Annotated in this window: 16 protein-coding genes; 5 read left to right on the forward strand and 11 right to left on the reverse strand. The window is 66.8% G+C overall.

Going from position 1 to position 13,004, the window contains the following annotated elements; translation table 11 throughout:
* Window positions 1-2 precede the first annotated feature (2 nt).
* A complete protein-coding gene (locus HPC46_RS18675) occupies window positions 3-1,385 on the reverse strand; it encodes a glycine--tRNA ligase (RefSeq protein ID WP_456320165.1) in 1,383 nt (460 codons plus the stop codon).
* A 146-nt stretch (window positions 1,386-1,531) separates the two neighbouring features.
* Here HPC46_RS18675 and HPC46_RS18680 point away from each other — a divergent pair, with 146 nt between their 5' ends.
* Window positions 1,532-1,864, forward strand: coding sequence for an ArsR/SmtB family transcription factor (locus tag HPC46_RS18680; RefSeq protein WP_179472572.1), 333 nt, complete (start codon window positions 1,532-1,534; stop codon window positions 1,862-1,864).
* On the forward strand, window positions 1,861-2,283 hold the full coding sequence (locus HPC46_RS18685) for a Fur family transcriptional regulator (RefSeq protein ID WP_179472574.1): 423 nt from the start codon (window positions 1,861-1,863) through the stop codon (window positions 2,281-2,283). The genes HPC46_RS18680 and HPC46_RS18685 overlap by 4 nt, the downstream gene beginning before the upstream one ends.
* Window positions 2,284-2,287: 4 nt before the next feature.
* On the opposite strand, the gene HPC46_RS18690 is transcribed toward HPC46_RS18685, so the two are convergent.
* The 3 genes from HPC46_RS18690 to recO are packed head-to-tail and all read right to left on the reverse strand — an operon-like array spanning window position 2,288 to window position 4,368.
* Window positions 2,288-2,671 carry a hypothetical protein gene (locus tag HPC46_RS18690; protein ID WP_179472641.1) on the reverse strand — a complete coding sequence of 128 codons (384 nt, stop codon included), beginning with the start codon at window positions 2,669-2,671 and terminating at the stop codon, window positions 2,288-2,290.
* 1 nt (window position 2,672) lies between these two features.
* Window positions 2,673-3,581, reverse strand: a complete 909-nt coding sequence (locus tag HPC46_RS18695) for a decaprenyl diphosphate synthase (protein ID WP_179472643.1) — start codon at window positions 3,579-3,581, stop codon at window positions 2,673-2,675.
* Window positions 3,547-4,368 (reverse strand): DNA repair protein RecO, encoded by an 822-nt coding sequence (recO, locus tag HPC46_RS18700; protein WP_179472576.1) that lies wholly within the window; start codon window positions 4,366-4,368, stop codon window positions 3,547-3,549. The genes HPC46_RS18695 and recO overlap by 35 nt, the downstream gene beginning before the upstream one ends.
* A gap of 64 nt (window positions 4,369-4,432) precedes the next feature.
* Between recO and HPC46_RS18705 the strand changes: the two genes are divergently transcribed.
* Complete coding sequence (locus HPC46_RS18705; protein WP_179472578.1) at window positions 4,433-5,887, forward strand: amidase; 1,455 nt, start codon at window positions 4,433-4,435, stop codon at window positions 5,885-5,887.
* Here HPC46_RS18705 and HPC46_RS18710 read toward each other — a convergent pair.
* Window positions 5,873-6,427, reverse strand: coding sequence for a TetR/AcrR family transcriptional regulator (locus HPC46_RS18710; RefSeq protein WP_179472580.1), 555 nt, complete (start codon window positions 6,425-6,427; stop codon window positions 5,873-5,875). The genes HPC46_RS18705 and HPC46_RS18710 overlap by 15 nt on opposite strands.
* Before the next feature lie 108 nt (window positions 6,428-6,535).
* On the opposite strand from HPC46_RS18710, the gene HPC46_RS18715 reads away from it, so the two are divergent.
* Together HPC46_RS18715 and HPC46_RS18720 are read left to right on the forward strand one after the other, a co-directional pair.
* Window positions 6,536-7,678 carry an FAD-dependent oxidoreductase gene (locus HPC46_RS18715; RefSeq protein WP_179472582.1) on the forward strand — a complete coding sequence of 381 codons (1,143 nt, stop codon included), beginning with the start codon at window positions 6,536-6,538 and terminating at the stop codon, window positions 7,676-7,678.
* A 64-nt stretch (window positions 7,679-7,742) separates the two neighbouring features.
* A complete protein-coding gene (locus tag HPC46_RS18720) occupies window positions 7,743-8,135 on the forward strand; it encodes a nuclear transport factor 2 family protein (RefSeq protein ID WP_005144862.1) in 393 nt (130 codons plus the stop codon).
* Window positions 8,136-8,139: 4 nt separating this feature from the next.
* Here the strand turns inward: HPC46_RS18720 and era are convergent, their stop codons facing one another.
* From era to HPC46_RS18750, 6 genes are read right to left on the reverse strand one after another with little or no spacing between them, the layout of a single operon-like run.
* On the reverse strand, window positions 8,140-9,051 hold the full coding sequence (era, locus tag HPC46_RS18725) for a GTPase Era (protein WP_179472584.1): 912 nt from the start codon (window positions 9,049-9,051) through the stop codon (window positions 8,140-8,142).
* Window positions 9,048-9,365, reverse strand: coding sequence for a cytidine deaminase-like protein (locus HPC46_RS18730; RefSeq protein ID WP_179472586.1), 318 nt, complete (start codon window positions 9,363-9,365; stop codon window positions 9,048-9,050). Before HPC46_RS18730 ends, era begins: the two co-directional genes overlap by 4 nt.
* A complete protein-coding gene (locus tag HPC46_RS18735; RefSeq protein ID WP_179472588.1) occupies window positions 9,358-10,650 on the reverse strand; it encodes a hemolysin family protein in 1,293 nt (430 codons plus the stop codon). Before HPC46_RS18735 ends, HPC46_RS18730 begins: the two co-directional genes overlap by 8 nt.
* Window positions 10,647-11,183 (reverse strand): rRNA maturation RNase YbeY, encoded by a 537-nt coding sequence (gene ybeY / locus HPC46_RS18740; RefSeq protein ID WP_005144868.1) that lies wholly within the window; start codon window positions 11,181-11,183, stop codon window positions 10,647-10,649. Before ybeY ends, HPC46_RS18735 begins: the two co-directional genes overlap by 4 nt.
* An 11-nt stretch (window positions 11,184-11,194) precedes the next feature.
* Window positions 11,195-12,211, reverse strand: a complete 1,017-nt coding sequence (locus HPC46_RS18745) for a PhoH family protein (RefSeq protein ID WP_407665523.1) — start codon at window positions 12,209-12,211, stop codon at window positions 11,195-11,197.
* Between the two features lie 50 nt (window positions 12,212-12,261).
* Entirely contained in the window at window positions 12,262-12,936 is a 675-nt protein-coding gene (locus HPC46_RS18750; RefSeq protein WP_179472592.1) for a TetR/AcrR family transcriptional regulator, read from the reverse strand.
* Between the last annotated feature and the right edge of the window lie 68 nt (window positions 12,937-13,004).

Below are 13,004 nucleotides of genomic sequence, written 5' to 3' on the forward strand. Positions count from 1 at the left end.
GGTCAGCCCTTGAGCCGGGTGGCCAGGTAGTCGACGACCGAGTCGATACCGATGCGCTCCTGGGTCATCTCGTCGCGCTCACGCACGGTGACCGCATGGTCTTCGAGCGAGTCGAAATCGACTGTCACACAATACGGCGTGCCGATCTCGTCCTGGCGACGGTAGCGCCGGCCGATCGCACCGGCGTCGTCGAACTCGATGTTCCAGTATTTGCGCAACTCCGCGGCCAGGTCCTTGGCCTTCGGGGTGAGGTCGGCGTGCCGGGACAGCGGCAGCACCGCGGCCTTGACCGGCGCAAGCCGGGGGTCCAGCCGCAAAACCGTGCGCTTGTCCACCCCGCCCTTGGCGTTCGGCGCCTCGTCCTCGGCATAGGCGTCGACGAGGAACGCCATGAACGAACGGGTAAGTCCCGCTGCGGGTTCGATGACATAGGGGATGTAGCGGGTGTCGGCAGCCTGGTCGTAGAACGACAGGTCGGTGCCCGAATGCTCCGAGTGGGTCTTGAGGTCGAAGTCGGTGCGGTTGGCGATGCCCTCGAGCTCACCCCAGGGGTTGCCGCCGAAACCGAACTTGTACTCGATGTCGGTGGTGCCGGCCGAGTAGTGCGACAGCTTCTCCTTGGGATGCTCGAAGAGCCGCAGATTCTCGGGATTGATACCGAGGTCGGTGTACCACTTCAGCCGGGTCTCGATCCAGTACTGGTGCCACTCCGGTGCGGTGTCGGGCTCGACGAAGAACTCCATCTCCATCTGCTCGAACTCCCGGGTGCGGAAGATGAAGTTGCCCGGGGTGATCTCGTTGCGGAAGCTCTTGCCGATCTGGCCGATGCCGAACGGCGGCTTCTTGCGCGAGGTGGTCACCACGTTGGCGAAGTTCACGAAGATGCCCTGCGCGGTCTCCGGGCGCAGGTAGTGCATGCCCTCCTCGGACTCGATCGGCCCGAGGTAGGTCTTGAGCATCATGTTGAATTCGCGCGGCTCGGTCCACTGGCCCTTGGTACCGCAGTCCGGGCAGACGATTTCGGTCATCGCGACCGACTCGGGGTCCGCGATGCCCCTCTTCTCCGCGTAGGCCTCTTGCAGGTGGTCCTGGCGGTGACGCTTGTGGCAGTTCAGGCACTCGATGAGCGGATCGTTGAACACCTCGACGTGACCGGAGGCCACCCACACCTCGCGCGGCAGGATGATCGAGCTGTCCAGGCCGACGACGTCGTCGCGGCCGGTCACCACCGACCGCCACCACTGCCGCTTGATGTTCTCCTTGAGCTCGACGCCCAATGGGCCGTAATCCCAGGCGGACTTTGTCCCGCCGTAGATCTCGCCGGCTGGGTAGACCAAACCACGCCGCTTGGCCAGATTGACGACGGAATCGATGACGGACGCCACGATGGGTGCCACTCCTTGGTTGTCTGGGGATGGGCAACAGCCCATACAGCCTAACGACCCGCCCAACCTGCTTTTGACATGCGTGATCGTGCATGGAAAAGTGGTCGGCAAGTGGAAATCGTTTCCAATAACGCGGAGGTGATGGCGTGACCGCACCCACCCACGGGCGAGTCGACGATTTGTCGTCGCCGAGAGCCGACCTCCTGGAACATGCCGGTGAGCTGTTGCGGGCGCTGGCGGCGCCGGTGCGCATCGCGATCGTGCTGCAGCTGAGGGAATCCCAGCGCTGTGTGCACGAACTCGTCGACGCGCTCGACGTCCCGCAGCCGCTGGTGAGCCAGCACCTGCGGATCCTGAAGGCCGCCGGCGTGGTGGCCGGCGAACGCTCGGGGCGCGAGGTGATGTACCGGTTGGTGGACGATCACCTGGCCGAGATCGTCGTCGCCGCGGTGAGTCACGCCGGCGAGGAGCATCCGTGACCGGGGCCGACGTCCGTCCGCGCGCCGCCGCGACCGGTGTCCGCGCCACCCGCCAACGCGGCGCGATCATCGCGCTGCTCGACACCGTCGAGGAGTTCCGCTCGGCCCAGGAGTTGCACGACGAGTTGCGCCACCGCGGCGAGAACATCGGGCTCACCACGGTGTACCGAACGTTGCAGTCGCTGGCGGCGGCCGACCTGGTGGACGTGGTGCGTACCGACACCGGCGAGTCGATGTACCGGCGGTGTGCCGGCGACGATCATCACCACCATCTGGTGTGCCGCAGCTGCGGGGCGACCGTCGAGGTCAGCGGACGCGAAGTCGAAGCCTGGGCCGCGGAAGTGGCTACCGAACACGGGTTTTCAGACGTGGACCACACGATCGAGCTGTTCGGCACCTGCGCCCAGTGCCGGGGCTGAGTGACTAGTCGACGATTGCGCGGCGGGCATCGGCCCCGCCGGCCAGCACCATCAGCACCAGCGTCTGCAGCGCACCATCGGCCAGCCCCTGGCCGGGAAAGTTGTAGCGCAGCATGGCGTCGCCCTTCTTGCCGGACTCGACGAGCGTCACGGTGCCCAGCATCGTCGACTGCGCTTGTGCTGCAACCCGTTTGCGAAGATCGGCATTCACCGGCAGGTCCCACGCCAGGACTTGGGTCACTGACACCATCTCGATGTTCTCGGCGATCGTCACAGTCCGCAGCGAGGCGAACGTGCCCTCATAGCGAACAGTCAGTGCGCCATCGGGTTCCACCTCGACCGGCACGACCGCGGTCAGCGCCTCGACCAGCCGCGCCGCCAATTCCATGTCAGGCCCGGCCGAAGCGCCGGTTGCGCTCGGCATACTCCTCGCACGCCGCCCACAGGTCGCGCCGGTCGTAGTCAGGCCAGAGCTTGTCCTGGAACACGTATTCGGCGTACGCGGCCTGCCACAGCATGAAGTTGCTCGCCCGCTGCTCCCCCGACGTCCGAATAAACAAGTCGACGTCGGGGATGTCGGGCCGGTGCAGATGCCCGGCCAGTGTTTCCTCGTTCACCCGTTCCGGGTCGATGCGCCCAGCCGCCGCATCGCGCGCGATTTGCTTTGCCGCCTCAGCGATTTCGGCCCGCCCGCCGTAGTTCACGCAGTAGTTCACCGTAATGACGTCATTGCCGACGGTCATGTTCTCGGCGATGTCGAATTCCTTGATGACGCTGCGCCACATCCGGGCCCGCGACCCCACCCAGCGCATGTTGACGCCCATGGCATCGAGGTTCTCGCGGCGTCGCCGCACCACCTCACGGTTGAAGCCCATCAAGAACCGGACCTCTTCGGTACTGCGCCGCCAGTTCTCGGTGGAGAACGCGTACACCGACAGGTGCTGGATGCCGATCTCGATGGCTCCGCACGTGATGTCGATCAGCACCGCCTCGCCCATCTTGTGCCCCTCGGTGCGGCCCAATCCCCGCTGGGTGGCCCAGCGCCCGTTGCCGTCCATCACGACGGCGACGTGCTTGGGCATCTGGTCGGCGGGGATGGCCGGCGGCACGGCCTTCGAGGTGTGTTGCGGTGGGCGGCGCGGTCCCCCGTCCGGTGCCGGCGGCAGCTCGGGGAACACCACCGGCCAGACCGAGGTGTCGGGGAACACCGGGTAGTCGTCGGGCGCCGGGGGCAGCTGCGGAAATTGACCTTTCCGCCTGCGGTCAGCCCCCCGCCACGAGCTGGTTACCCGGTTCATTGCCATGGGCCTCATCCTGCCTGAACATCTCCTTGACGTGGTCAGTGGGCTGCCGGTAGACACGCTCCACCAGCGGCAAGGTACGCAGCTGGCGTTCCAGGTGCCACTGCAGGTGCGCGGCCACCAGACCGCTGGCGTGGCTGCGGTGGGCCGCCGACGACGCTTCGGCGGTCGCCCAGTCGCCGTCGTGCAGCGCCGCCATCAGATCCAGCACCGCCTGCGGCGGGGTGGTCGAGCCGGACGGACGGCAGTGCATGCACACGCTGCCACCAGCAGCGATATGGAACGCGCGGTGCGGTCCCGGCGCCGCGCAGCGAGCACACTCGATCAGCGAGGGCGCCCAGCCCGCGATGCCCATGGCCCGCAACAGATAGGCGTCCAAGACCAGCTCACGGGGCCGCGTCCCGTCGGCCACCGCGCGCAGCGCACCGACCGTGAGCCGGTGCAATGCCGGCGCCGGGGCACGCTCCTCGCCGGCGAGCCGCTCGGCGGTCTCCAGCACCGCGCAGGCGCTGGTGTAGCGGCCGTAGTCGCTGACGATGTCACTGGCGAAGGCGTCGATGGAGACCACCTGGGTGACGATGTCCAAGTTGCGGCCGGGATGCAGCTGGACGTCGATATGCGCAAACGGCTCCAGCCGGGAGCCGAACTTGCTGCGGGTACGGCGCACCCCCTTGGCGACCGCGCGGACCAGACCATGGTCGCGGGTCAGCAGGGTGACGATGCGGTCCGCTTCGCCGAGTTTGTGCTGACGCAGCACAACAGCCCGATCCCGATACAACCGCATCGGAGAAGTTTCCCACTGCAATGCGACATAACCGCGGACGCGCGCCGATAGTCTCGACGTCGCCATGACAGCTCGTGCGAGTTTGGGCAGGCCGCCGCGGTTTCCCACCATCGGCGAGCAGCTCTACCAGCTGGCCAGCGGGACGGTGACCTCCACCGAACTGGTCCGCCGGTCGCTGCGCGCGATCACGGCCAGTCAGTCCACCCTCAACGCCTTCCGGGTGGTGCTCACCGAATCGGCGCTGGCCGAGGCAGCCGAGGCCGATCGCCGCCGCGCCGCCGGTGAACAGGCGCTGCTGCTCGGCATCCCCATCGCGGTCAAGGATGACGTCGACGTGGCGGGGGTGCCGACGGCATTCGGCACCGCCGGTCCCATCCGGCCGGCCACCGAGGACTCCGAGGTGGTGCGCCGGCTTCGTGCAGCCGGCGCGGTGATCGTCGGCAAGACGAACTGCTGCGAGCTCGGTCAGTGGCCGTTCACCAGTGGACCGGGTTTCGGCCACACGCGAAATCCGTGGTCGCGCAAGCACACTCCGGGTGGATCATCGGGCGGCAGCGCCGCGGCGGTGGCCGCGGGCCTGGTCGCGGCCGCGATCGGCTCCGACGGCGCGGGCAGTGTCCGGGTACCCGCGGCATGGACGCACCTCGTCGGAATCAAACCGCAGCGCGGACGCATCTCGACGTGGCCGATCCGGGACCCGTTCAACGGCATCACGGTCAACGGGGTGCTCGCGCGCACGGTCGCCGACGCAGCGTTGGTGCTTGACGCAACATCGGGCAATGTCGACGAAGACCCGCACAAGCCGCCGCCGGTCCGGATGTCCGATTCCGTCGGCTCCGCACCCGGGCAGTTGAAGATCGCACTGTCGACGCGGTTTCCGTTCACGCTCTTCGGCGCCAAACTGCATCCGGAGATCCGCAGGGCGCTGACGGAGATCGCCGAACAGCTCGGCATGCTGGGCCACACCGTGATGGAGGGCAACCCCAATTACGGGCTGCGACTGCCGCTGTCATTTCTGCCGCGCTCGCTGGCCGGGCTGCTGGAGTGGGCCGACCGACTCGGCGACGACGTCATGTTCGACCCGAGGACCGAGGCCAACATGCGGATGGGCCGGTTGCTGTCGGGGACCATGTTGCGCCGGGCCAAAGCCGCCGAACCGCAGCTGCACCGCCGGGTCGGGGCGATCTTCCGGTCCGTCGACGTCGTGCTGGCGCCGACCACCGCCCAGCCACCCCCGCCTGCCCGCAAGTTCGACGACCTCGGTCCTACCGCCACCGACCGCGCGATGATCGCGGACTGCCCGGTGACCTTCCCGTGGAACGTGCTGGGCTGGCCGTCGATCAACATCCCGGCCGGCTTCACCGCTGACGGCCTGCCCATCGGGGTCCAGCTGATGGGCCCGGCCAACAGCGAACCCCTTCTGATCTCGTTGGCCGCCGAGTTGGAGGCCATCAACGGCTGGGCCAACAAGCAGCCCGAGATCTGGTGGAACACCCCACTGCCGTCAGACGCGCGGTGAGGTCAGGTAGCGCTGCAGCGTCGGACCGATCCAGTCGACGACCTCGTCGGCGGTCATGTTGGCGAGCGGCGGGAACGCCAAGACGTAGCGGCACAACGCCATCCCGAGCACTTGCGACGAAACCAGCCCTGCTCGCTGAGCAGTATCGGGTGAGTTGCCCGTCGCCTGCGCTGCAACCGGCCCCAACTGTTGGGCGAAGATCGTCCGCATCCGTTCTGCCACAGCCTCATTGGTGACCCCGACACGTAGCAGGATGAGCAGCGCCCCATCGCGTTCCCAACGCTTGACGAAATGAGCGGCCAGCGCAGTGCCGAGCTGGTCCACCGGCACGCCGGTCAGATCTGGTAGCTCGAGATCGAACTCGGCGGCCGCCCCGAAGAGTGCCTCCTTGTTGCCGAAGTAGCGCATCACCATCGACGGGTCGATGTCGGCATCGGCCGCGATCGCCCGGATCGTGGCCTTCTCGTATCCCTCGGCAGCGAACCGATCGCGGGCCGCGGCAAGGATCACCGCCTTGGTCTCGCTTGCCGTACGTCTCATGCCAACGATTGTAGGCCAACACTTGTTGACTTTACCGCAGGGCAGGAATATTGTTGCCAACAATCGTTGGCCAACACACGTTGGCAAGGGGCAGACCAAGGAGTTGACATGCAGATTTCAACCACCGACGTACTCATCGTCGGAGCCGGGCCGGCGGGCTTGACCGCAGCCGTCGTACTGACCCAGCACGGCTACCAGGTGACGGTGGTGGACGCCCAGGCCGAAGGCGTCAACACCTCGCGCGCAGCGGTGGTACACCCGCATACTCTCGAGCTACTCGAGCCGTACGGTGTCACCGAGAAACTGGTTCAGCGCGGCGTACACACTCCGACGTTCACCATCCGGGACCGCGACGCCCTGCTGATCGCGGTGCCCTTCGACCAACTGGCCACCCGTTATCCGTACACCCTGATGATCTCGCAGGCCGACACCGAGGCCTACTTGCTGGACCGCCTCGAGCAACTCGGCGGCAAGGTCATCCGCCCGGCAGCCGTCACCGCCGTCCGCCAGGACCGGGATGGCGTCGACGTCACCTTCGCCGACGAGCACCGGATTCGCGCGCGCTACGTCGTCGGCGCAGACGGCATGCACAGCACCGTGCGGGAGCAGGCCGGAATCGCATTCACCGGCGGCACCTACGCCGAAGCCTTCACGCTGGCCGATGTGCGGATGTCCGGCGGGGTTCCCGAAGACGAAGTGATCCTGTACTTCTCCCCCGCCGGCCTCCTCGTCGTCGCCCCGCTGCCGGATGGGAGATACCGCATCGTCGCGACGGTGACCGAGGCGCCGCGACATCCGGATGTCGCGTTCGTCCAACGGCTATTGGACGAGCGCGGCCCGCGAGCGCATCCCGTCGTTGTCGAAGACGTGGTCTGGGGCTCCCGGTTCCGGGTCCATCACCGAGTCGCGGAAACCTTCCGCGACCGCCGCGTCCTGCTCGTCGGCGATGCGGGCCACGTTCACTCGCCCGCCGGCGGACAGGGCATGAATTTGGGCATCGAGGACGCCGTCCTACTCGGCCAGAGCCTGACCACAGTGCTTGCCGGTCAACCGGATCGAGCACTCGACGAATGGGCCGCAGGCAGGCATCACACCGCAGAACATGTGGTCGCGCTGACCGACCGGCTCACCCAACTGGCCACCGTTTCGCGACGGCGACGGCCGGTGCGCAACGTCGCGATGCGACTGGCCGGGAAGATCCCCGCGGTTCGCCATCAACTGGCGATGCGCCTCTCGGGGCTGGACCGGTGATGAGGATGCCGAATAGCCCTTACGGGTAATTGTTCGCCTATGAGCGCGTTGGTAGGACTGACAGATGACCGATACCAAGCACGACAGCGAGAAGCTCGTCCGCGACTTCCTCGGCTCCTGGGAGGACCAGGACCTCGAGGTCATCTGCAGCTGTTTCGCGGACGACGCGGTCTATCACAACGTGCCCGTCGCCCCGATCACGGGCATCGCGGGCATTCGTGCGATCTTTCAGGCATTCCTGGACGCCTTCGACGAGTCCAGGCTCGACATCGTCACGCTGGCCGCGGAGCCCGGCCTGGTGCTCGTCGAACGCATCGACTACTTCACGATGACCGACGGCCGCAAGGTCGTGTTGCCGGTCAACGGCGTGTTCGAGGTGCGCGACGGCAAGATCGTCCGGTTCAGCGACTACTTCGATCTCGCCGATTTCGAGCGGCAGAGCGGGTTCAAGCTGTAGGACTCTAAAAGCCAAGGCGGCCAAGCTGTTTGGGATCACGCTGCCAGTTCTTGGCTATCTTGACCCGCAGGTCGAGGTACACCTTGGTGCCCAGCAGCTTCTCGATCTGCGTACGGGCCACCGTCCCCACCTCTTTCAACCGGGCGCCGCCCTTGCCGATCACGATGCCCTTCTGGCTGTCCCGCTCGACGTAGAGCACAGCGTGCACGTCGATCAGGGGATCATCCGCCGGACGCCCCGACCGTTCTTCGATCTCTTCGATCACCACGGCCAGCGAGTGCGGCAGTTCATCGCGCACCCCTTCCAGCGCGGCCTCCCGGATGAGTTCGGCCATGAGCACCTCTTCGGGCTCGTCGGTGAGCTCCCCGTCGGGATAAAACGCCGGCCCGGGCGGCAGCTGTCCGGCCAACACGTCGATCAGGACGTCGACCTGGTCTCCCCGTGTCGCTGAGACCGGCACGATCTCGGCGGCGGTGTCGCCGACCAACTCGTGCACCGCGATCAGCTGTTCGGCGACCTTTTCCCTGGTCACCTTGTCGATCTTGGTGACGATCACGACCAGCGTGGTCCGGGGCGCCACCTCGCGAATCTGTTCGTAGATCCAGCGGTCACCCGGTCCGATGGCCTCGTCGGCGGGGATGCAGAGGCCGACGACGTCGACCTGCGAGTAGGTGTCGCGCACCAGGTCGTTGAGCCGCTTGCCCAGCAGGGTGCGCGGGCGGTGCAGTCCCGGGGTGTCGACGAGCACGATCTGGAAATCGGGGCGATGCACGATGCCGCGGATCGTGTGCCGGGTGGTCTGGGGCTGGTTGGCGGTGATCGCCACCTTGGCGCCGACCAGCGCGTTGGTCAGTGTCGACTTGCCGGTGTTGGGGCGGCCCACCAAACACACGAAACCGGAACGGAATTCACTCACTGCGGTGTCCCGGTGCGGTCGGTCACGATGATCGAAGCATCCGGCGAGAGTTCCCGGACGGCGGCGACACCCACGTCGTCGGCCGAACCGCCGACCAGTACCGCCGCCTCCAAACCCGTTGCGCCACTGGATACCGCTGCGGCGACAGCCGCCTGCAGACCGGTCAGCGGCAGAGCTGACAGGGTGACCGGCGCACCGGCGTAGGTGCGCCCGTCGAGGTCACGCACGGCCGCGCCTTGTCCTGTCTCGGCGCGCGCCATCGCACCGCGTGCGAGGACCACCAGCTTCGCGTCTTCGGCGTCAAGCTCATTCATCGTCATCGCCTTCCTCAGGTTCGGCCCGGCTGACCAGCACGGTGCCGATGCGCAGCCGACCACGATGGTCCGGTCCGCCTTCGGCGCGCAGCCGCAACCCGTGAGACACCACTTCGGCACCGGGCAACGGCACCCGGCCCAGCTCGAGTGCCAGCAGGCCGCCGACGGTGTCGACGTCGAGGTCCTCTTCGAACTCGACATCGTAGAGTTCACCGACGTCCTCGATCGGCAGCCGCGACGACACCCGGAACTTGTTGTCGCCCAGCTTCTCCACCGGCGCGACCTCGTCGGTGTCGTACTCGTCGGCGATCTCGCCCACGATTTCCTCCAGCACGTCCTCGATGCTGACCAGGCCGGCGATGGCGCCGTATTCGTCCACCAGCAGGGCCATGTGGTTACGGTCGCGCTGCATTTCCCGCAGCAGCTCGTCGAGTGGTTTGGAGTCGGGAACGAATACCGCCGGACGCATGATGTCGGCCACCTTGGTGCCGTGTCCGCTGTCGGACGAGTAATAGGTGCGTTGTACGAGGTCTTTGAGGTAGACGACGCCGACGACGTCGTCGACGTTCTCCCCGATCACCGGAATGCGGGAATGGCCACTGCGCACCGCCAACGACGTGGCTTGGTTTGCGCTCTTGTCGCTTTCGATCCACACCATCTCGGTGCGCGGCACCATCACCTCACGCGCAGCGGTGTCACCGAGCTCGAACACCGACTGGATCATCCGGCGCTCGTCGTCGGCCACCACACCGCGCTGCTGGGCCAGGTCGACGACCTCGCGCAGTTCGATTTCGGAGGCGAACGGTCCGTTGCGGAAGCCGCGGCCAGGAGTCAGCGCGTTGCCGATCAACACCAACAGCCGGCTGATCGGGGTGAGCAGCACCGAGATCGCCTGCAGGGGAACCGCCGACGCGAGCGCGATGGTGTAGGCGTTCTGCCTGCCGATGGTGCGCGGCCCGACGCCCATGGCCACGAAGCTGGCGACCGTCATGATCGCGGCGGCCGCCACCAGCCCCCAGGTCAAGCCGAGGTCATCCCACAGGAATGCGACCAACAGCACCGTCGCTGCCGCCTCGCATGCAATACGCAGCAGCACAACGAGATTGATGAAGCGTGGCCGCTCGGCCATGATCCGGGCCAACCGCAAGGCGCCCGGCCGCTCGTCGCGCACCAGCTCTTCGACCCGTGCGATCGACACAGTACTGATGGCGGCGTCGATCGCCGCGAACAAACCACCGAGCGCAATCAGCGCGATCGCGCCGAGAAGCGCACTCCAGCCGGTCACGGTTCGTCGAAGAACTGTGACTTGTCGAGCAGTCGGCGATCCTTCTCGGTCTGCCGATCCTGGTGGTAGGCCTGGACCTGTTCGCCCACCCACTCCTCGAGCAGCTTGCGCTGCAAGTCGAACATCTCTTTTTCCTCGTCAGGTTCGGCGTGGTCGTAGCCGAGCAGGTGCAGCACACCGTGCACGGTCAGCAGAGCCAGCTCCTGACCGAGGCTGTGCCCCGCGGCGGCGGCCTGGTCGGCGGCGAACTGGGGGCACAACACGATGTCACCGAGCATCGAGGGGCCGGGCTCGGGCGCATCGGGGCGACCGCCGGGCTCGAGCTCGTCCATCGGGAAGCTCATCACGTCGGTGGGGCCGGGCAGGTCCATCCAGCGCATGTGCAGGTCGGCCATCGCGTTGGTGTCCAGCAACACCATCGACAGCTCAGCGGCCGGATTGACGTCCATGCGACGAATCACGAAGCGCGCGACGCTGATCAGTTCCTCTTCGGAAACGTCGAGGCCGGATTCGTTGGATACCTCGATGGTCATGTGAGATGCCCCTAGCGCCGCGTCGAGCGACGTTGGGAGCGGTTCATCAGCGCCGGCTGCTCGGCCTTGGCGTAGGCGTCGACGATCTCCGACACCAGCCGGTGGCGCACCACGTCGGCGCTGGTCAGTTCGGCGAAATGGATGTCGTCGATGCCGTCGAGGACATCCATCGCCGCCCGCAGACCGGACTTGGCGCCGCCGGGCAGGTCGACCTGGGTGATGTCACCGGTGACCACGATCTTAGAGCCGAACCCCAGCCGGGTGAGGAACATCTTCATCTGCTCGGCGGTGGTGTTCTGGGCCTCGTCGAGGATGATGAACGCGTCGTTGAGCGAGCGGCCGCGCATGAAGGCCAGCGGCGCCACCTCGATCACCCCGGTGTTCAACAGGTTCGGGATGGCGGCGGGATCCATCATGTCGTGCAACGCGTCATAGAGCGGCCGCAGATACGGGTCGATCTTCTCGGTCAGCGTGCCGGGCAGAAACCCAAGGCGCTCACCGGCTTCCACCGCGGGCCGGGTCAGGATGATCCGGGTGACCTGCTTGGTCTGCAGTGCGTTGACCGCCTTGGCCATGGCCAGATAGGTCTTGCCGGTGCCCGCCGGGCCGATGCCGAACACGATGGTGTGGGCGTCGATGGCGTCGACGTAGCGCTTCTGGTTGAGGGTCTTGGGCCGAATTGTCTTGCCGCGCCGGGACAGGATGTCCAGCGTCAGCACCTCGGCCGGGGACTCGTTGTCCGCGCCGGCGATCATCGCGATGCTGCGGCGCACCGCATCGGGAGACAGCGTCTGACCGCCGGCCACAATGGCGATGAGTTCGGATATCACCTGTTCGGCCATCGCGACATCGGCCGCCTCACCGGACAGGGTGACGGCGTTTCCTCGGACATGCAGGTCGGCTGCCAGGCTGCGTTCGAGTGCCCGCAGGTTTTCGTCGGCGGAACCCAGCAGGCCCACGACGAGGTCGGGCGGAACAGTCATGCTGCTGCGCACTTGCGAGGCAGCGGTCGTCTCGCGGGGCGTCACGTGGTTTTCGAAGCCTGCTTCCTGGTGGTCGGGCGAGTTTGCCGGTTCGTTCATCCTACCGCCGGGCCGTGACCCGGTGAAGTCGATAACGCCTGGGCGCTGGCCCGTATGCCCACCAACAGCAGGTCCAGCCCATGCTCGAAGTCCGCCGCCGCCGACGATCGCTGGCTCACCTCGGCCAGCGCAGCCAACCGGTGGTGCCGGTCGGCTGCCAGCGCGCCGATCTGTGCGGCCACCTGGCGCTGATGTTCGTCACGCCCGGCGCCGGCCAGCGGGCCCGCCAACTCGACCTGCGCACTGCCCATCACCAGGCTGAGCACTGCCCGGAAGGCACCCAGCAGAGCGGCGCCCTCCAGACCGCCGCGGCTCAGCGCCCCGACGAGCCCCTCGGCCGCCGCATAACTGGTCGGTGACACCGTGCGCCGGGTCAGCACCAGCGGAATGGCATTCGGGTGGGCGCGCACGCTGTGCCACATCGCCGTGGCGACGGCCCGCACGTCACTCAGCCAATCGCCGCCGGTTTCGGGCAGCTCCACGCCGGCGATCACCGCCTCGGCGACCAACTCCTCCAACTGATCTCGGTCGCGCACGTAGTTGTAGAGGGTCATGGCACCGGTGCCCAGTGCGGCGGCCAGCGTCCGCATGCTCAGCCCGGACAGCCCGTCTCGGTCCACGATCTGCAGCGCGGCGGTCTGGATCTCGCCGATCGTGAAGCGTGGCCGCATCGGCACTCTCCCTTCCTCTTGACACGTACATCGTACGCGTTATAGAACACGTACACCGTACGTATTAG

The sequence above is a fragment of the Mycolicibacterium vinylchloridicum genome (assembly GCF_013404075.1).
Taxonomy (GTDB): Bacteria; Actinomycetota; Actinomycetes; order Mycobacteriales; family Mycobacteriaceae; genus Mycobacterium; species Mycobacterium vinylchloridicum.